Source organism: Vibrio hippocampi (assembly GCF_921292975.1).
Taxonomy (GTDB): Bacteria; Pseudomonadota; Gammaproteobacteria; order Enterobacterales; family Vibrionaceae; genus Vibrio; species Vibrio hippocampi.
Window position 1 is genome coordinate 351,941 of the sequence record NZ_CAKLCM010000001.1, and the last position, 18,548, is coordinate 370,488.

16 protein-coding genes and 1 riboswitch are annotated in these 18,548 nt (G+C 45.0%); of the genes, 7 read left to right on the top strand and 9 right to left on the bottom strand.

The window, feature by feature from the left end; genetic code table 11:
• The first annotated feature begins 89 nt into the window (after positions 1 to 89).
• A complete protein-coding gene (gene cobA / locus L9Q39_RS01790; RefSeq protein WP_237483425.1) occupies positions 90 to 950 on the top strand; it encodes a uroporphyrinogen-III C-methyltransferase in 861 nt (286 codons plus the stop codon).
• Here the strand turns inward: cobA and L9Q39_RS01795 are convergent.
• From L9Q39_RS01795 to L9Q39_RS01820, 6 genes are all read right to left on the bottom strand, one after another.
• Positions 947 to 1,855, bottom strand: coding sequence for a TIGR03899 family protein (locus L9Q39_RS01795; RefSeq protein WP_435532796.1), 909 nt, complete (start codon positions 1,853 to 1,855; stop codon positions 947 to 949). The two genes, cobA and L9Q39_RS01795, sit on opposite strands and share 4 nt — an antisense overlap.
• A gap of 327 nt (positions 1,856 to 2,182) precedes the next feature.
• Complete coding sequence (locus tag L9Q39_RS01800; protein WP_237483427.1) at positions 2,183 to 2,692, bottom strand: DUF3299 domain-containing protein; 510 nt, start codon at positions 2,690 to 2,692, stop codon at positions 2,183 to 2,185.
• A 7-nt stretch (positions 2,693 to 2,699) separates the two neighbouring features.
• Entirely contained in the window at positions 2,700 to 3,959 is a 1,260-nt protein-coding gene (locus L9Q39_RS01805) for an ABC transporter permease (RefSeq protein WP_237483428.1), read from the bottom strand.
• The gene (locus tag L9Q39_RS01810; protein WP_237483429.1) at positions 3,956 to 4,645 is read right to left on the bottom strand and encodes an ABC transporter ATP-binding protein; all 690 of its coding nucleotides are present in this window, start codon (positions 4,643 to 4,645) and stop codon (positions 3,956 to 3,958) included. The genes L9Q39_RS01805 and L9Q39_RS01810 overlap by 4 nt, the downstream gene beginning before the upstream one ends.
• Positions 4,646 to 4,701: 56 nt before the next feature.
• On the bottom strand, positions 4,702 to 5,379 hold the full coding sequence (gene zrgA, locus L9Q39_RS01815) for a zinc uptake protein ZrgA (protein ID WP_237483430.1): 678 nt from the start codon (positions 5,377 to 5,379) through the stop codon (positions 4,702 to 4,704).
• Positions 5,380 to 5,711: 332 nt separating this feature from the next.
• Positions 5,712 to 6,260 (bottom strand): YtfJ family protein, encoded by a 549-nt coding sequence (locus L9Q39_RS01820; protein WP_237483431.1) that lies wholly within the window; start codon positions 6,258 to 6,260, stop codon positions 5,712 to 5,714.
• A gap of 293 nt (positions 6,261 to 6,553) precedes the next feature.
• Between L9Q39_RS01820 and L9Q39_RS01825 the strand changes: the two genes are divergently transcribed.
• Positions 6,554 to 6,748 (top strand): DUF1107 domain-containing protein, encoded by a 195-nt coding sequence (locus L9Q39_RS01825; RefSeq protein WP_237483432.1) that lies wholly within the window; start codon positions 6,554 to 6,556, stop codon positions 6,746 to 6,748.
• 121 nt (positions 6,749 to 6,869) lie between these two features.
• On the opposite strand, the gene msrA is transcribed toward L9Q39_RS01825, so the two are convergent.
• A complete protein-coding gene (msrA, locus tag L9Q39_RS01830; protein WP_237483433.1) occupies positions 6,870 to 7,508 on the bottom strand; it encodes a peptide-methionine (S)-S-oxide reductase MsrA in 639 nt (212 codons plus the stop codon).
• Between the two features lie 162 nt (positions 7,509 to 7,670).
• Between msrA and tamA the strand changes: the two genes are divergently transcribed.
• On the top strand, positions 7,671 to 9,380 hold the full coding sequence (tamA, locus tag L9Q39_RS01835; protein WP_237483434.1) for an autotransporter assembly complex protein TamA: 1,710 nt from the start codon (positions 7,671 to 7,673) through the stop codon (positions 9,378 to 9,380).
• Complete coding sequence (tamB, locus tag L9Q39_RS01840) at positions 9,380 to 13,144, top strand: autotransporter assembly complex protein TamB (RefSeq protein ID WP_237483548.1); 3,765 nt, start codon at positions 9,380 to 9,382, stop codon at positions 13,142 to 13,144. The genes tamA and tamB overlap by 1 nt, the downstream gene beginning before the upstream one ends.
• A 140-nt stretch (positions 13,145 to 13,284) precedes the next feature.
• Here the strand turns inward: tamB and ppa are convergent, their stop codons facing one another.
• Both ppa and fbp read right to left on the bottom strand, forming a co-directional pair.
• On the bottom strand, positions 13,285 to 13,815 hold the full coding sequence (ppa, locus tag L9Q39_RS01845; protein ID WP_237483435.1) for an inorganic diphosphatase: 531 nt from the start codon (positions 13,813 to 13,815) through the stop codon (positions 13,285 to 13,287).
• A 139-nt stretch (positions 13,816 to 13,954) separates the two neighbouring features.
• Positions 13,955 to 14,971 (bottom strand): class 1 fructose-bisphosphatase, encoded by a 1,017-nt coding sequence (gene fbp, locus L9Q39_RS01850; protein WP_237483436.1) that lies wholly within the window; start codon positions 14,969 to 14,971, stop codon positions 13,955 to 13,957.
• 248 nt (positions 14,972 to 15,219) lie between these two features.
• Here fbp and mpl point away from each other — a divergent pair, with 248 nt between their 5' ends.
• The 3 genes from mpl to thiB all read left to right on the top strand — a co-directional run bounded on the left by mpl (position 15,220) and on the right by thiB (position 18,532).
• Positions 15,220 to 16,569 (top strand): UDP-N-acetylmuramate:L-alanyl-gamma-D-glutamyl-meso-diaminopimelate ligase, encoded by a 1,350-nt coding sequence (gene mpl / locus L9Q39_RS01855; protein WP_237483437.1) that lies wholly within the window; start codon positions 15,220 to 15,222, stop codon positions 16,567 to 16,569.
• Positions 16,569 to 17,183 (top strand): flavin prenyltransferase UbiX, encoded by a 615-nt coding sequence (locus tag L9Q39_RS01860; RefSeq protein WP_290369108.1) that lies wholly within the window; start codon positions 16,569 to 16,571, stop codon positions 17,181 to 17,183. Before mpl ends, L9Q39_RS01860 begins: the two co-directional genes overlap by 1 nt.
• A 152-nt stretch (positions 17,184 to 17,335) precedes the next feature.
• A riboswitch (TPP riboswitch) is annotated at positions 17,336 to 17,442 on the top strand.
• Positions 17,443 to 17,533: 91 nt separating this feature from the next.
• On the top strand, positions 17,534 to 18,532 hold the full coding sequence (thiB, locus tag L9Q39_RS01865; RefSeq protein WP_435532797.1) for a thiamine ABC transporter substrate binding subunit: 999 nt from the start codon (positions 17,534 to 17,536) through the stop codon (positions 18,530 to 18,532).
• Positions 18,533 to 18,548 lie beyond the last annotated feature (16 nt).

Here is an 18,548-nt window from a genome sequence, read left to right on the forward strand (position 1 = left end):
TTTTTGGAATAAAAAATGAAATTTTAGAATTTCAGGTAATATGCTTTGGTTGTCATAATGCAGCAATCACCTATACAAAGGATTGTTCCATGAGACCAGATATGCACCAAGATAAACAGGTAGAATCAACCCCAAGGCTGATTACTAACCAAGATAAACCAATATTAAACAAGTCGTCTCTTAACAAAGGTGAAGTTGCTTTGATTGGTGCTGGTCCCGGAGATCCAGAGCTACTGACCCTGAAAGCATTGAATTTGCTGCAACAAGCTGACGTCGTGCTATATGACTACTTAGTTTCTGACGAAATCATGAGCTTGATCCCTGACTCAACCAAGCTTGTCTGTGTAGGAAAAAAGGCGGGTTATCATAGCGTACCTCAAGAGCAAACAAACCAATTGTTGGTACAATACGCCCAACAAAACCTGCGTGTGGTTCGAATCAAAGGCGGTGATCCTTTTGTCTTCGGTCGAGGTGGGGAAGAGTTACAAGTACTTGCGCAACAAGGCATACCGTTTCAGGTTGTACCGGGGATCACTGCGGCAGCCGGTGCGACGGCTTATGCAGGCATCCCTCTTACACATAGAGACTACGCACAATCTGCTCTGTTTGTGACTGGGCACTTAAAGCCTGACAGCAATGATTTGGATTGGTCGACATTAGCTCGCGGTAATCAAACTCTAGTGATTTACATGGGATTACTTAAGTCCGAATCGATAGCCCAAAAGCTCATTCAGTACGGTCGCTCTCCTTCTGTTCCGGTTGCTATTATAGAGCGCGGGACTCAAGCGAACCAGAAGGTGTTGCGAGGTGAACTACAACACTTATCAGAATTGGCAAAGGGCGCGCAATCGCCTGCGTTGATCGTTGTGGGAGAAGTGGTTTCTTTGGCTGACGAGCTCGCTTGGTTTAATCGACAGCCCAATGAGCTGCCATTAGCAAAGTTGGCTTAAACGGTATGGTGGATCGGTCCTGATACATCGCCTTTCACAGTAAATTTTCGGTTGAGTAAATCGATTAATTTTTCTTGATAATGGGTGTTGATTCGGTTGCCCAGCAACTGGCATAACTCGATTCCGGTTGGAGTGAATCGATAGTAGGTGAGTGTTATCCCCTTAGACTTGGCATGTAGGGCGACTTCAGTACCTTGGTATGCCAGTTTAAGGGCAGAGTTGACCTCAATCTCTCCAGACTCAAGTTCAGTCGTTAATAAGATACCCAATTCCATCAAAAGCAGTAGACTGGAGTAGGGGAGTTGGAATTCCCCTAAACTGAGCTCATCAACACTTTCTCGTTTAGAAAAGCTAAAAAAGCCAGCTTGGTGTCGAACTCCAAGCAATAGCTTACGGCTACTATCGGTACCAAAAGTACAAGCCAGAGAGGCTGCTCTTTGCAGTGTTTGTGCTTCTTTTGGTGTCATATCCTTGAGCGTTTTTAGTGCTTTTAGTGAGGTTGAACCTGGATTAGTCACTTCCCTTTTCAGCACTTGAGCCCATAGTTTCTGCATCGAACTGTTATGGATCTCCTGAGCCATTTCAAAGTAACGCGTCAACCAATCAAAATCTGGCTCTCCTGCGACCTCTTTATTACAGGTGTCTAATGTTGCTTTGATAATCTGCTCAAGGTTTTTTTGGCGGTGTTCTTTGCGCTGTTTTTCTCTTAGCATCGCGCGTTCGAATAGAGTCTTGCTCGGCGCTTCTTCCGATACCATCGCATCCAGGGAGTGCGCTTGTGCAATGGCAATCACTTGACTTGCACTATCTTTCATATGTCGCTTTTTTGCCGAATGTTCAGCTTTATGAGTGGAATTTGTGGTCGATGTTTGGATTTCTGTAGGAAGCTTGCTACTCATAATCAACAGTCTCGTGCTTAGCCGAAAAATAACACAAGTGTTTAATTTAGCGATGTTTAGAGCAACTGACTAGCGATATTTTGTCTTTGAATACGGATAGAGAATATGGATGTGAACGAAAGGTGATTTATTGATAATAATTTGTTAATATTGTCGTATGGTTAAGGAGGCGCTTATGAGATATACGGATAATCACAGAGTGAGGCGTCATATGGCAACGGTTTTATTATTAGTGAGTTACGTTGCTATATTAGTATTTCTCTCACAATATATTGTGTGAAAGGGCTTAATGTTAGTTAAGCCCTTTTTTACATATGAGTAACAATATTGTGTTTACATATCGTCGTACGGCTCAATTTTGATGCCATCGATCAGGTAGCCAGTCTCGGCTAGATCAGAGGTGGTTGACTCAGTTTTTAACTGACCGACTACGTAGACGACATCCCATAATTGCTGTATCGGCGCACCTTGTTCGAATTTTACGTAGATAATTTGATTTGGTGGCGGTGGTGGTACGTGGATACAGGCACCAAAATACGGAACCAACAGAAATTCAGTGACTTTTTCTTCATCTCCCTCAAGTGGAATAACAAAGCCGGGAATTTTTACCGCGCTGCCATTGAGCTCTTGTCTTACCGTGCCTAATTTTGATTGTTCCGCTGTCATGCCTGAATGGTCAGGCATCGGCATCCCCATCGCATTAAACTGATTGCGTTCGGCTTCGGGTATTAGGTCTATCCAGTCCAAGGTAAGTACATCAGCATCTTCAATGCTAGCTTGAGCAGGGCTGATGAGCCCCAAGCTAAGAACGACAAGTACGCCCAGCAGCTTAATCAATTTCATTTGAGTGTTAAATCCTTATGGTCATGCCATCACTGAGTGACTGCCTATAGGCTCTTATTGCAGGGAAAATACCGATCACGATCCCCGCTAATTGAACCAAGAGCAATAGTGTCCACTCATGCGAGGTGATCGCCGTGAGGTTGATATTGATACCATAGTTTGCACTAATTATTGGGGCAGCGATAGCCAAAAGCGTGTACACACCAATGATTCCTACAGCGATACCGATAGCCGTCAGTGTACTTGCCTCACTCACCAATAAAATAAAGATATGTTTAGGTCTTGCCCCCATTGCTCTTAGTATTGCCATCTCGCGTCTGCGCTCTTGCAGGCTGGTCAATAAGCTCGACAGCATGCCCATTAGACCCGCCGCAACGACAAAGACAGAGACAATTAATAGAGCTTGCTCCGCAACAGCCATCATGCCCCAGAGTTCATGCAATGCCACACCAGGAAGAATAGCGCTCAGTGGCTCTTGTCGATAGGTATTGATTTCTCGTTGTAAGGCAAAGGTTTGGATTTTACTTTTCAGACCAATCAGCATCGCGGTGATCTGTTTGGGTTGGAACTGAGTGTTTTCTAGTTGTTGTTTACTAGGATTGTTGCCTAAATTCGCTCCCGACTCCCACCCAACGTGAATTGCTTCAATCGCCTCTAAAGAGACGTGAACTGATTTGTCGACAGGCGTCCCGGTTGGTGCCAAGATGCCGACCACTTTGAAGGGTAGATTGTCATGACGACTGAAACCCACATCACTAATTCCGTGCGCGATAATGATCTCACTACCTATCTGATATCCAAGTGCTTTTGCGACATCTGCCCCCAATACAGTTTCAAACAGACCCTCAAACTCTCTTCCTTGAGCCAAGGCTAAAGGCCGTTTCTGTCCATAGCGATAGTGTTCAAAATAACTATGATTGGTTCCAATCACACGAAAGCCTTTGTGCGAATCACCTAAAGAAATAGGGATAGCCCATTTGACGGTTCTGTGTTGGCTAAATTCCTGATAGCTTTTCCAATCAATATTATTAGTGGCATTGCCAATTCTAAATACCGAATATAGCAGCAAGTTTACTTGACCTGAGCGACCGCCCACGATCAAATCAGTTCCGGAAATCGTATTGGCGAAGCTGCTTTTGGCTTGAGTGCGAATTCGCTCTACACCCATTAAAAGGACAACGGAAATGGCGACCGTGATGATGGTGAGAATGGCGGTCGTTTTGCGGTTTAACAAACTTTTCCATGCGAGTTTGACAGTAATACTCATGATCCGGACACCTGATTAATATCCATAAGGTTTTCGCTGCGGGTGAAGAGTGATTCGAGAGTTGGGTCGTGACTAACAAAAACCAAGGTGGAATTGGCTTGGTTTGCTTGTTCCATTAACAACGAGATAAAGGCTTCTCGATTATCATGGTCAAGTGCTGAAGTTGGTTCGTCAGCAATCAGTAATTCGGGTTGACCGATCAATGCTCTTGCCGCAGCGACTCTTTGTTGTTGACCGATACTCAGCTCAACAACGGGCTTATTGATGAGTGATTTTGGTAGCCTCAACTGATCGAGTAGTAATTTGGCTTCTTGATCGAGTGACCCTTGTACCTTACTTTTTCGCTTAGGGGAGAAGCGACAAGGTAAGGTGACATTGTCAATAACAGATAGATAAGGTAGCAAGTTAAATTGCTGAAAAATATAGCCGACATGATCAGCCCTAAAGCGATCTCTTTGACTGGCGGAAAGCGCGTTTAGCTCTTGACCAAGCGCAGATAAAGAGCCGCTGGAAACCGTGTTTATACCCGTAATCAAACTGAGTAAGGTCGACTTACCGCAACCGCTCGGTCCTTTTAAAAATAGGTGCTGTCCTTGCTCAATATTAAGGCTGGGTATGTCTAACGTGGGGGCTTGGTCTGCTTTCCAGCGAAAGGTTGCGTTGGATAAGGTGATGATGGGCGCCATACGTTCCTCAAAAGATTAGCGAGGGTAACCGATGATTGGATTACCCTCGTGACAGACTAAAATTGAATTCTAGTTTGTTTAGATGTTAGTTCAGTCGCAGTTTGTGCACTATCAGTCAGTAAGTTTACTGACACTTTTTCAGTGGATGGGAACAGTGTAAACCACTTGGTATCGACATAGTCCAATTTTTCTAGATTCTGGCATGAGAACTGGTATTGCGCAGTAAATTCACCATGCCCGTCATGCCCGTCGTGGTCTTTGTGATCATCATGGTGCTTGCCATGATCGTGGTCTTTGTGATCATCGTGATGCTTGTCATGGTCATGATCTTTGTGATCGTCATGGTCTTTATGATCATCATGATGTTTCTCGTGGTCATGCTCCTTATGTTCGTCATGACCATGTTCATCGTGTGACTCTAAAGTATTGTCAACGTGAACATCAGCAAGCACGCAGTTTGCAGCACTTGGAATGGTGAAAATACCGTCAACAGCTTTTAATGTTTTGACCGCGTCGGCAATTTTTTGCTTGTCGGCGTCGTTTACTGGCGCGTGTTCAAAGCCAACGATATCCGCGCCAGGTGCGGTGATTTCGACTAGAAGGTCACTGCCATCCTGAGCAATATTGAACTCAACATGCCCATGAACGTGGGCATCATGTTGACGAAACTCATCAGCTGCAATCGCAGAGTGGCAAGCGATTAAGCCAGCAATTAAAGTCAATTGGGTTTTCATTAAAGTATCTCTCCATGTCAATTCGAGGAAAAACTCAGGTGCTTGAGAAACGCCCGAGTTTTCAAAAGTGTGTGAGGAGTGAGCAAGTTTAATGAATCACGACCGCAAACGACGGAGCGTGTCATCCTTTGAAGTTTAACGACTAAAGGCTAAAACTGACTCAAGTTCTCGATAATCTCACAGTAAATTTGTTATGTTATACTATAACAATTACTGGCTTATGTCAGAGGTATTATAATGATAATCAATCAATTTGACGCTAAAGCGACAAAGGAAGCGAATGGCTTCCTGTTTTGTAATGCGATGCAATTAAGCCAAATGATACAACTAAGCTAAATATTATCAGAAATGAGAGTGAGTACAGTTTGGCGCTCTTGTTCTGACAGTGCACCCTGTTTGATAAATAACACTTTACCTACTTTGTCGAGAACGATGATGGTTGACGTCTCTTCAGGCAACTTCCAAAACGAAGTGACAATGCCGTGTTGATCTAACACCATTGAAGACCAAGGAAATTCTCTTTTACTCTCTTCGGCTGAAGACTTTACAAACGAACCTGTGCCCCAAATGGCGTCATCTTGGTTGATAATTGTTGTGGTTTGATAGTCTGCTTCTGGGTAATTAGCGGCAGTGATATCTGCCATCAGTGGTGCATTCATTTTTTTTGCACTACTTCTTCCAGCGATTGCTTGAATCACTCGTACTTTACCGAGCATCTGCTGGCTATCCCATACTTGATAGTTAATTTCATCAGCTTGAATAATGAGTTCGCCATAATCTTTTACTGATACTGAAGGAATGGCTTGGCCTACGTTCAGATTGAGAGCAAGTGCTAAGGAGGGGAAACAAAATAGCGATGCAAGTAAAGTCAGTTTTTTCATTTTATTGTTCCAGTACAGTCGGTTGAGTTTCTAAACCTTAGGCTAAGGAGTGGATAAGCTCAACTAAAGGTTAGATAAATGAGTGCAATAAACTTATAAAACTCACGCACTAATATAATGATTTATAGCAATTAACTCTAAATGTTAATAACCCTTTTCTAGTGTTGATTTTTGAGTATACTTGTTGCGTGGAATAGTGGGTGCAGTCAAGGACTATTGACAACAATAAGTTTCGCTAGAAACAACAAAAAAAGCACTTTTACCCAAATGGATTATTGAGGCTAGGTTCGTTCATGTTACGTAATTTTTCAGTTTATCGCCCGAGGCAGATAGCAAAGTTTGTCAAAGTTTTGTTTAAGGGGCAGTTTTTTATCTCAGGGATTGGTCTTTTCTGCTTTGACAACGGTAAGGTGCTATTGCCAGACGTCGAAGATCAGCGAAAATTAGATGCTTACAAAGAAATTAATTTAGCGATTGCGCTGCTTTAGTCGTGGGAATTCAGTTGCGACAATTTAGTTGCGACAATAAGCAAAAGCCCTTCTCGGTTTGATACCGAGAAGGGCTTTTGATTGTGGTGATAATTATCAACTCATTAGTGATAGCCGCAAGCTACGCTTTAGGTTGCAAGCTCGGAGGGAAACAGATGCCTGTACCGCCAATGCCGCAGTAACCGTCGGGATTTTTTGCTAAATATTGTTGATGGTACAGCTCGGCAAAATAGTAGTCACCCAGTGGCAGTATTTCGGTTGTGATCGTGTCGCTGTCACCTAGAAGTTGTTGATAAGTTTGCAACGTCTGTTGGGCAACCTCGGTCTGTTCAGCATTGCGAGTGTAGATGGCTGAACGGTACTGAGTGCCTTTGTCGTTTCCTTGTTGCATGCCTTGTGTTGGGTCGTGTTTTTCCCAAAATAGCTTCAAAATTTCAACCAGTGAGGTGACTTGGGTATCAAGCACAACACGAACCACTTCGGTATGTCCGGTTAAACCGGTGCAGACTTCTTCATAAGTTGGGTTGGGAGTGAATCCTCCAGAGTAACCAACTGAGGTGGAAACGACGCCATCAAGTTGCCAGAGCAAGCGTTCAGCACCCCAAAAGCAGCCAAGACCCAGCACAATGCTATCTTCATGGCTTTGCAATGGTGCGGTTAAGCAACTTTGATTTACAAAATGTGGCTCTGTGATTGTGATTGGTGTTTCTCTACCGGGCAGTGCATCTGCCGCTGAGATCATATCCATTTTTCCCATCAAGGATTCCTTTTGTGATCTATTATTGTTCTAAATGCTGACAATAAAACCTATAAATAATCTTTATTCATTAAAGGTTTACTAGTCTATTACAGACATGATTTTTTTTTGCGGTTATTATCTTAGATAACCTTTTGACCAACTACTATAGCCTCGACCATAAGCATGATAAAGAGAGTACTAACACCTCTAATTGTTTTTTTTCTATCAGCCCCAGCAGCTGCCAACGATATCTCTTTAGATATTGAAGGGTTGAGTGGTGCTTTGGAGGATAATGTAGAGGCCTATATTTCTGCCATTAAACCGAGTGAGTACTCCACCTCTCTGCGTTTCCAATCGCGTTTAACCAAAGAGATTCAAACCGCTTTGAATGCACTGGGTTATTACAATTCTACGATAGACTTTGTGGTAAGTGATCAAAACGACGAAATAACGGTCAATGTGAAACCTGGGAAGCCGACTCTATTGACGGAGGTGGATATTGTCATTGACGGTGAGGCAAGAACGGACAAAGACTTTTCGCAAGTGATTAGTGAGTCGAAGCTCAAGCTAGGCAAACGCCTTAATCACGGTGACTACGATGCACTCAAGTCAACCTTACGTAATCTTGCTTTGCAAAAAGGGTATTTTGATGGTGAGTATACCGCCAGTCGCCTTGAGGTGATTCCAGAGTTAAACCAGGCGAGGGTAAAGCTACATTATGATAGTGGAATTCGATATCAGTTCGGTCAATCGACGATTACAGGCAGCCAGATAGATGAACAGAAGGTTCAGTCATTACAACCTTACCAAGTCGGCGATGATTATCAGGTCGCTAAGGTTGGTGAACATAACCAGAATCTTTCCAACACAGAGTGGTTTTCCTCCGTGTTTGTTGAGCCAGACTTAAGCCAAGTTGATAAAGGTCGTGAGATACCAATGAAAGTCTCGCTGGCGCCACAGGTGCGAAACCAATTTGAGACCGGCTTGGGTTATTCCACTGACGTTGGTGCAAAAGTGCAGTTTAAATGGAAGAAGCCTTGGTTTAATGAAAAAGGTCATAGTTTTAATACCAGTCTTGATCTCTCTCTTCCCGAGCAACAGGTAACGGCTAGCTATAAGATCCCGCTTGACGATGTATTGAAAGATTATTATGTCATTCAATATGGGCTTAAAAATGTTGATCGAAGCGATAAACAAACCCTCGAATCTAACCTCTCTTTTGAGCGTCATTGGCGTCTAGATAGTGGCTGGCATCGCACCGCTTATATTCGCTATCTGTTGGAAAGTTATGAATTTAATGACAATGGAGAGTTAGGGCACTTTGTCCTGCCAGGTATTTCATATTCTAGGGTAGTAACACGCGGTGGTGCGCTGCCAATGGGAGGGAATAAGCACACCATTATGTTTGAAGTTGGTGAGCAGAATGCGTTATCAGAAACTTCGGTGTTTCGTTTTCGTGGCACCTCGGGTTGGGTGAGCAGCATTGGTAATAACCATCGTGGACTGCTTAAACTTGATATCGGTGCCAACTTCGCGACTGACCCCGATAAACTCTCCCCATCATTACGTTTCTATGCGGGTGGTGACAATAGTATCCGTGGTTACGCGTATGAAGATATTTCACCGGAAGATGATTCGGGCAATAAAACCGGTGGCGAGTATCTCGCTACCGCGAGCGTCGAGTATCAATATCGTATAACCGGTAATTGGTGGGGGGCGACGTTCTTTGATATTGGTGACGCCTTTAATGATTCACCCACTTGGAAACGAGGTGCGGGCGTAGGTATTCGCTGGGTGTCTCCTGTAGGACCAGTGAAGTTTGATTTTGCTCGTGGGTTAGATGCCGATCCTCAAGAGTGGCGTGTTCACTTTAGTTTGGGGCCAGACTTATGATGTTAAAAGCTTGGCAAGTCACCAAGTGGACCAGTATTACCTTGGTCACGATTTTGTTGCTGGTGGTTCTTTTGATCGCTTTTGCACTGTTCAGTAACGCAGGATTGAAGAGTGTACTTTGGGGCGCTCAACAGGTGCTTCCTCAATTACAAGTGACTAATGCCACTGGTGCTTTATTTCCCCGTTTTACTCTTGAGCAACTCAGCTATAAAGACGATGAACTGTTTATCGACTTGCAAGCCGAGTCCATCACTTTGGCGATAGACCTCCACTGTTTAACCCAGCCTAAACTCTGTGTTGATGAAATCGCTTTGCAAGGTGTGAGATTTGCAATGCCAGAAGTGGCGGCGTCAGAATCGACTTCCCCTGAAAGCGAGCCAATCAGCGAGTCAACAACGGTATCGACGCCGTTACCGATTGAAATCCGTGCCATTGATTTGTCTGATATTGAATTGTCGATTTTAGGCAATGATATCCGTTGGCAGCGTTTTGCAACGTCACTGGCGATGTCGGGTTCGGAATTGACGATAGGCAAGACTCAATTAGAAGATCCGCTGGTTAAGTTAGCGACCGCTGATGACTCAAGCCCTGAGCCAGAAACGTCGAAGGAGAGCAGCAGCGCCCCTATCGTTTTACCTGAGGTTGAAATCCCTCTTACTATCAAGGTTGAGGGAATTGAAATCGTTCGTTTTAAGCTGGAGCAAGAAACGCCAGTCGTCGTCAACGCCTTGAGTCTCGTCGCTGATGCGAGTGACTATCAGGTCAATGTCGATGCGCTAAATCTCGATATGCCGCAGGTTGATGCCTCATTGCAGGGTGGGATCGAGCTTAAGGGCGGTTACCCTTTAAAACTGGCATTGCAAGCCGCCATGAAGCAAACCGAGCTGAAAGGTCAAAAGCTTGATCTTAATGTCAGCGGTAGCGTCGAATCATTGAATTTGCAGAGCGAGTTCTCAGGACTGCTGCTCGGTAAGCTGCAAGGCAAGCTTGAACCACTCAATAGCAAGTTACCCTTTGATGCAACCTTATCGGATGTGAGTGTTCAATGGCCATTAACTGGAGAGAGTGAATATCAGGCATCGATTACACAGCTATCGGCGTCAGGGTCTCTTGATGGCTATAAGGTTAGCTTACAAGGTAAGGCTTTAGGGCAACCGATCCCAGATGTTGCACTGGAGCTAGAAGGTTCAGGAGATTTGCAGCATATCGAACTTGCCCAGCTATCCGTCAAAGGACTAGGCGGTTCGGTAGATGGCAAAGTCATGGTTGACTGGCAATCTCCTATCAATTGGGATGGCGATATCAATCTCACTCATATTCAACCTGGATTGCAGTGGCCAGAGGCGGAAGGGGATCTCAGTGGGCGAATTGTGACCAACGGGTCTTTAACGGAGGCTGGGGGCTGGCAAGTTGCCGTACCTACTCTGGATATTGTTGGTGTGTTACGAGATTATCCTCTCGATATTGACGGTGAGGTGATCGCCTCTGACAAACAAGGTCAAGGAGAGTTGCACATTGAGACTCAGGGATTAAATATTGCCCATGGACCCAATAAGATAAGTGCATCGGGATCGCTCGATAAAAATTGGGATATGGCTCTGCAATTAGACTTTCCCGACCTTTCAAAATCGGTACCCGATTTGGCTGGGCAGTTGAGCGGTGATTTGAGTTTAAAAGGCGCGATGTTAGCGCCGGATGTCGATGTGAATTTGGGGATTCAACAAGTTAACTGGAAGCAGGAAGCGGGTTTGCAACAGCTAAAGCTGGTGGGTCAATTAGCGCCTTTACCCTTAGCACAAGCAAAAGCTGATATTGAGTTGACAGCAAAAGGGTTGCGCTATCAAGAGCAGAGCGTAGAAAGCTTGGATGTTACTTTTATTGGAACGCAAGCCGCACATACCTTAAAACTCGCCATGATTTCAGAGTTATTGTCAGCCAATTTAGAGGTTGATGGTCAGTTGCAATTGAAGCCAGCTATGGCATGGCTTGGCAATTTAAATCAAGCTCGCTTTGAAACCGAACAAGGACCGATTGAATTAGATAAAGCCGTTGATATCAATGTCGATATCGACAAGCAATTAGCGAAGGTGTCGGCACATTGCTGGAAACAAGGTGGGTCGAGTTTATGCCTAGATAAAGATGCCGAATTGGGTCAGAGCGGTGAGGCTTATGTCAGTATCAATCAGTTCAACTTTGAGCAAATAAAAGACTATATCCCTAACGATACCGAGATCGCTGGTTTGGTGAATGCTAAAGCGTGGGCAAAGTGGGCACCTGAATCGAAACCAGAAGCGAGCGTGAAAGTTGAAATGCCGAAAGGCAATGTGACTCAATCCTTGGAAGTGCCGCTGGTGGTTGGTTGGGAGAAGGTGGAAGTCGACGCAAAACTGACCAATGATAAGCTGCAAGCCAAGTGGCTTATTGATGTGACAGACAATGGCGATCTGTTGGGTAATATTGAGTTGCCAGACGTATTGAGTGAACAGAGAAAGATAGATGGTCAGATAGAGCTTACTCGTTTCAACCTCGACTTTTTACAACCCCTGTTTGGTGAGTTCAACCAAGTTAAAGCGAATATCGATAGTAAAATCGACATTAAAGGGGATGCGATGCATCCACAACTGTTTGGTGATTTTCATATTAGCGACTTACTGCTGACCGGCGATATCTCCCCAGTTCAAGTCTCTTCTGGTGAAGTCGTACTTGCGTTTGATGGCTATGAGGCAAAACTCGATGCCAATATCCAGACCAAAGATGGTGAGTTAAAAGTCGATGGTGAAGGAAACTGGCAAGACTTGGCACAATGGCAAAGCAAGGTTCGTATTTTTTCAGATGCTTTGAATGTCGATGTACCACCAATGGTCAAGGTAAAGGTGGTGCCCGATATGGAAATTGTTGCGGGTCCACAGTTTGCCAAGATCGATGGCTCTATTGGTCTGCCTTGGGGGCGAATTGTGGTGGAAGAACTTCCTCAAAGTGCCGTCGCGGTGTCTAGTGATCAAGTGTTGTTGAACTCAGATCTGACTCCGGAGGATGAGAGATCTTCCCTGCCGTTTAACGTTGAAACCAATATCTTAATTGATATAGGCAATGACTTTACGATTTCTGCCTTTGGTCTAGAAGGTGACTTGCGAGGCAATCTTAAGGTGACCCAGAAAGACAAAGGACCGTTTGTTCAAGGTGAGATCAACATTGTTGACGGTTCTTATAGCTCCTTTGGTCAGGATCTTATTATTGAAGAAGGTAAGATCTTGATGACAGGACCGGTGGATCAGCCTTATGTCAATATCACGGCAATCCGAAATCCAGACACGACCGCTGATGATGTTGAAGCGGGAGTGAAAGTGACTGGGTTAGCGACCGAACCTAAAGTTGAAATATTTTCAGACCCAAGTATGCCGCAAGCTAACGCGCTTTCCTATTTGTTACGGGGGCAAGATATTGATGGAGAAACCGGAGGCAATGCCTTAACCACGACGCTTATCGGTTTGAGTCTAGCTCGCAGCGGTAAAGTGGTGGGAGAGATAGGTCAAGCCTTTGGTGTTAAGGACCTACAACTTGATACAGCAGGTACAGGGGATGATTCTCAGGTGACGGTCAGTGGTTACGTTTTACCGGGGCTACAGGTGAAGTATGGGGTCGGTATATTTAACTCATTAGGGGAATTTACCGTGCGCTACCGGATTATCGAGGATTTTTATGTTGAGGCGGTCTCTGGTCTCTATAGCTCGGTCATCTTTTTGTATCAATTTGAAGTCGATTAAGAATAAAGCCCCCGATAATGGATTGTCCAACGATCGGGGGCAGTTCAACTTGAGGCTTTATTGTTTAAGGGAGTCGCCACTTAAGTCATTGCGCTCCACTGCACTGGTATTGCACTCCACTCGACATTTGAGTTGGCCATTTACTTGTCTTGAGCGCGTTGATAAGACGTAAGTATTTCTTCACGGGCCGCTTCAGCGTCTGCCCAGCCATCCACTTTTACCCATTTTCCGGCTTCTAGCTCTTTGTATCGCTCGAAGAACTGGGTGATTTGTGCCTTTAATAACTCAGAAATATCATCCACATCTTGGATATGTTCATACTCTTTGCTGAGTTTACTGTGTGGAACGGCAAACACTTTCGCATCTTCACCTGACTCATCCGTCATTTTCAATACACCAACCGGACGACAACGAATGACTGAACCCGGCATAAGAGGGTAAGGCGTCGGAACCAGTACATCAACGGGATCACCGTCTAGAGATAGGGTTTGATTCACGTAACCATAGTTACATGGGTAGAACATCGGCGCGGACATAAAGCGGTCGACAAACACAGCCCCAGAATCTTTATCTACTTCGTATTTAATGGGGTCAGCATTCGCAGGGATCTCAATCACCACATAAATATCATCTGGCAGCGATTTGCCCGCAGGGACTAGATTTAAACTCATTGTTGATTTCCTTTCTTTGACTTTTCCTAAGCGATAATGGCTATCGATAACTAGTATAGGAGATGAAATTGAATGGGAACAATGAGATAAAAAAAAGGTGCCTCGCAGTGGAGGCACCTTTAGCAGTAGACAATGAAGATTAGTCTTCTTTGTATGTTTCTAAGAACTCTTCAACTTTATGGACCATATTCTCTGAACCAACGAAGAATGGTACGCGTTGGTGAAGCTCAGTAGGTTTGATGTCCATGATGCGACGTGTCCCATCGGTCGCTAGACCGCCAGCTTGTTCCATAATGAACGCCATTGGGTTGCATTCATAAAGCAGGCGCAGCTTACCATCTGGATGGCTTTGCGTGCTTGGGTATAGATAGATGCCGCCCTTAAGTAGGTTGCGGTGGAAATCTGATACCAGTGAACCAATATAGCGTGAAACATAAGGGCGATTATCCGTTGGCTCATTCTCTTGGCAGTACTTAATGTACTTTTTTACACCTTGAGGGAAACGAATGTAGTTGCCTTCGTTGATGGAATAGATGTTGCCATCTTTTGGAATCATCATATTCTCGTGTGAAAGACAGAAAGTGCCGATAGATGGGTCATAGGTAAAGCCGTTTACACCTTTACCTGTGGTATACACGAGCATGGTAGATGAGCCGTAAACCACATAACCTGCTGCAACCTGTTTGTTACCAGGCTGTAGAAAATCTTCTTCTGTTGGTGGGGTGCCGATAGGTGATACACGACGATAGATAGAGAAAATGGTGCCGACCGATACGTTAACATCAATATTGGAAGATCCATCCAGTGGGTCCATCAATACAACGTATTTAGCGTTTTTATTTAGCTCTTTATTGAACGCTACAGCTTCATCTTCTTCTTCACTTGCAACGCCGCAAACTTGGTCGCGGGCTTCAAGCGCAGATTTGAACTTATCATTAGCGTAAACGTCGAGTTTTTGCTGTGCCTCGCCCTGAACATTTTCAGTGCCGACTGCGCCAGTAATATCTTCAACAAGACCTGCTTTGTTGATTTCTCGGTTTACGATTTTGGCTGCGAGTCGAATCGAAGACAAAAGAGAAGACAAATCACCACTTGCATGTGGGAAGTCATGTTGTTTCTCAACGATGAATTCTCCAAGGGTGCGCATTTCAGACATGGATATATCCTTAACTTTTCTGACTGATTTCTTGGGGGAAATAAATAGTGGGGGACTTGGGGGTAATTCTCTCCACTATAAGCTATTGTAGGTCTTAGAACTTTTTAATGGTAACAAAGAAACCCTCTGAAGTGTCAATTTGTATGATAAATGTCACAAATCTCGGTTTGACCACACTCTTTCTCGCTTTTCGCTTTGGGTTTGGGTATATATAGCGCAAGGCGTGCAGATTAGAGAGAGCGCAAACTATGCACATACATATTTTAGGAATTTGCGGCACCTTTATGGGTGGCGCTGCGGTATTGGCAAAACAACTGGGTCACAAGGTGACGGGTTGTGATGCCAATGTTTATCCTCCAATGAGTACTCTATTGGAGTCGCAAGGTATTGAAATTATACAGGGTTTTGATCCTGTGCAGTTAGATCCCGCGCCAGACCTCGTTGTTATTGGTAATGCGATGAGTCGGGGCAACCCTTGTGTTGAGCACGTACTTAATCACAACCTAAAGTACACCTCTGGACCGCAATGGTTGCAAGATTTTCTGCTGCATGACCGCTGGGTGCTGGCGGTGGCGGGGACTCACGGCAAAACCACTACATCGAGTATGTTGAGTTGGATTTTAGAAGATTGTGGATACCAGCCCGGCTTTTTAGTCGGCGGTGTATTGGGCAACTTTGGTCAGTCTGCTCGCTTAGGTGAATCGATGTTTTTTGTGGTTGAAGCGGATGAATATGACAGCGCATTTTTTGATAAGCGTTCCAAGTTTGTTCACTACCATCCTAAAACATTGATCATGAATAACTTAGAGTTTGATCATGCTGATATCTTCGATGATCTTGAAGCGATCAAGCGTCAATTCCATCACCTCGTGCGCACGGTGCCTGGCGTAGGGCGCGTGCTAGCACCGAAAGGCGACAAAGCGCTATCCGATGTTTTGAGTCGAGGCTGTTGGAGTGAAGTCGAGCATACTGGCGAAGACGGAGATTGGGTAGTCAACAAGCTTGAAAAGGATGGCTCTCAGTTTGAGGTTTATCTGCATGGAAATCGAGTCGGCACGGTGACTTGGGATCTGGTCGGAGACCACAATGTAGACAATGCATTAATGGCTATCGCGGCGGCAAGGCATGTGGGTGTGACGCCTGATCTTGCATGTGAAGCTTTAGGTAAATTTATCAACACCAAGCGTCGTCTGGAAAATCGTGGCGAAGTCAACCAAGTGACGGTTTATGACGACTTTGCGCACCATCCAACGGCGATTACCCTGACTTTAGAGGGATTACGCAACAAGGTAGGCGATAAGCGCATTCTCGCCGTGGTGGAGCCTAGGTCGGCGACGATGAAGCGTGGTGTGCATAAGGAGACTCTGGCGAACTCACTTGCACAGGCGGATCAAGTGTTCCTTTACCAACCAGAAGATATTGATTGGTCGGTGGGTGATATTGCCGCCAACTGCCAACAACCGGCTTTTGTCTCGGATTCTATTGATGCCTTGGTCCAATCCGTGGTCGATAGCGCTCGTCCGGGTGACCAAATATTAGTGATGAGCAATGGTGGGTTTGGCAACATTCACAATAAGCTATTGGAGGCTTTGGCTTGATGACATCAAAAAGCATCACATTAGCGTTTACGGGAGCCTCGGGTGCTCCTTATGGTATGCGCTTGTTGGAGTGCTTGTTAGCACAGGACTATACGGTTTACTTGTTAGTGTCCTCTGCTGCGCGTGTCGTGCTGGCGACAGAGCATGATACCAAGCTACCCGCCAGTCCTTCAGCAATGCACAAAGCCTTAGTGGAGCGACTCCACTGTTCAGCAGATAAGCTCGTGGTTTGCGGAAAAGAAGATTGGTTCTCGCCAGTGGCATCGGGCTCTGCTGCGCCTAAGCAGATGATAGTCTGTCCATGTTCGGCTGGCAGTTTAGCATCGATTGCTCACGGCCTATCGGACAATCTTATTGAACGTGCCGCCGATGTGGTGATCAAAGAAAAAGGCCAACTGCTTCTTGTGGTTCGAGAGACGCCGTTCTCCACCATCCACCTGGAAAATATGCACAAGCTTTCGCAAATGGGTGTCACGATTATGCCAGCGGCACCGGGCTTTTATCATCAACCTCAATCGATCGATGATCTGGTCGACTTTATGGTGGCACGCGTGTTGGATCATATTGGCGCAGAGCAAACCTTGGTTCCTCGTTGGGGATATGACCAAAGGTAACCCATCGGTTATTTTTTATTTAAGAGCCAATTGTTTATTTAAGCGCAAATTTTTTAGTGAAAAACAAGCCATTGAATAAAGGCTTACACGATTTAGTTTGGCGTTTTTGTAACGAAACCGTTACAATTCGCCCTTCACTGTACAGTGAACAACGGTAACTCACGGGGTGCGCACAGTAAGCGCTGAGAGTAAGCATGGCTTAAAACCCGTAGACCTGATCCAGATAATGCTGGCGTAGGGATTGAGCAGTCAATAGATACAAAGCGAATCTGGGTTCTGAACCATCTCATGTAGGTTAGTATTTTCATTAATCTTACATGGAAGCAGTTATTATACTAAGGACAGATCCTGTGAAAGTAAGTCACCTTTTAAAAACCACTTTAGCCACTTCTTTACTCACTGTTGCGCAGGCTTCTGCCGCGGACACGTTGACCGTTTATACCTACGACTCATTTGCTTCTGATTGGGGACCTGGACCTGCGATTGAAAAAGCCTTTGAAGCAAAATGTGGCTGTGATCTTCAGTTTGTTGCGCTTGACGATGGCGTCTCTATTTTAAATCGCCTGCGCTTAGAAGGCTCTAGCAGCAAGGCTGATGTGATTTTAGGTCTTGATAACAACTTAATTAGCGAGGCTAAGGCATCAGGATTGTTGGCGCAACATCAAGTGAATACTCAAGCGTTAACGCTGCCGGGTGGTTGGAATGACTCAGTATTTGTTCCTTTTGATTACGGTTACTTTGCTTTTGTCTACAACAAAGAAAAACTATCAAACCCACCTAAGAGCCTAAAACAACTGGTCGAGCAGCGCGATGACATTAAAGTTATCTATCAAGATCCTCGTACCTCGACACCGGGACAAGGTTTACTGCTGTGGATGAAATCTGTCTACGGTGATCACGCTTCACAGGCTTGGCAGCAAATGGCTAAGAAGACCGTCACAGTGACAAAGGGTTGGTCAGAAGCCTATTCTATGTTCCTCAATGGCGAGGCGGATATGGTGTTGTCTTATACCACTTCTCCGGCCTATCACATCATCGCTGAAAAAGATCAGCGTTTTGCCGCAGCCAGCTTTGAAGAGGGGCATTACACCCAAGTGGAAGTGGTGGCAAAAGTGGCTAAGAGCCAGCCAAATCCGCTCGCGGATGAGTTTATGCAGTTTGTGGTTTCTGAGGAATTTCAGTCGCAAATCCCAACAGGGAACTGGATGTATCCGGTAGTGGATACGGCTCTGCCAAGCGGCTTCGAGCAACTGAGCGTGCCAAGCACCGCTTTATCATTCAATTCTGATGAAGTAGCGAAGCATCGTAAAACTTGGATTCGAGAGTGGCAGTCAGCTCTAATTAAGTAGTGATTGAGCGGCTCTT

Excerpts from the sequence above, each read along its gene's own strand:
- L9Q39_RS01810 (WP_237483429.1), bottom strand. The coding sequence starts at position 4,645 with ATGGCGCCCATCATCACCTTATCCAACGCAACCTTTCGCTGGAAAGCA.
- L9Q39_RS01860 (WP_290369108.1), top strand. The coding sequence starts at position 16,569 with ATGACATCAAAAAGCATCACATTAGCGTTTACGGGAGCCTCGGGTGCT.
- L9Q39_RS01805 (WP_237483428.1), bottom strand. The coding sequence starts at position 3,959 with ATGAGTATTACTGTCAAACTCGCATGGAAAAGTTTGTTAAACCGCAAA.
- L9Q39_RS01825 (WP_237483432.1), top strand. The coding sequence starts at position 6,554 with ATGTTACGTAATTTTTCAGTTTATCGCCCGAGGCAGATAGCAAAGTTT.
- L9Q39_RS01820 (WP_237483431.1), bottom strand. The coding sequence starts at position 6,260 with ATGAAAAAACTGACTTTACTTGCATCGCTATTTTGTTTCCCCTCCTTA.
- tamB (WP_237483548.1), top strand. The coding sequence starts at position 9,380 with ATGTTAAAAGCTTGGCAAGTCACCAAGTGGACCAGTATTACCTTGGTC.
- mpl (WP_237483437.1), top strand. The coding sequence starts at position 15,220 with ATGCACATACATATTTTAGGAATTTGCGGCACCTTTATGGGTGGCGCT.
- cobA (WP_237483425.1), top strand. The coding sequence starts at position 90 with ATGAGACCAGATATGCACCAAGATAAACAGGTAGAATCAACCCCAAGG.
- fbp (WP_237483436.1), bottom strand. The coding sequence starts at position 14,971 with ATGTCTGAAATGCGCACCCTTGGAGAATTCATCGTTGAGAAACAACAT.
- L9Q39_RS01800 (WP_237483427.1), bottom strand. The coding sequence starts at position 2,692 with ATGAAATTGATTAAGCTGCTGGGCGTACTTGTCGTTCTTAGCTTGGGG.
- tamA (WP_237483434.1), top strand. The coding sequence starts at position 7,671 with ATGATAAAGAGAGTACTAACACCTCTAATTGTTTTTTTTCTATCAGCC.
- zrgA (WP_237483430.1), bottom strand. The coding sequence starts at position 5,379 with ATGAAAACCCAATTGACTTTAATTGCTGGCTTAATCGCTTGCCACTCT.
- ppa (WP_237483435.1), bottom strand. The coding sequence starts at position 13,815 with ATGAGTTTAAATCTAGTCCCTGCGGGCAAATCGCTGCCAGATGATATT.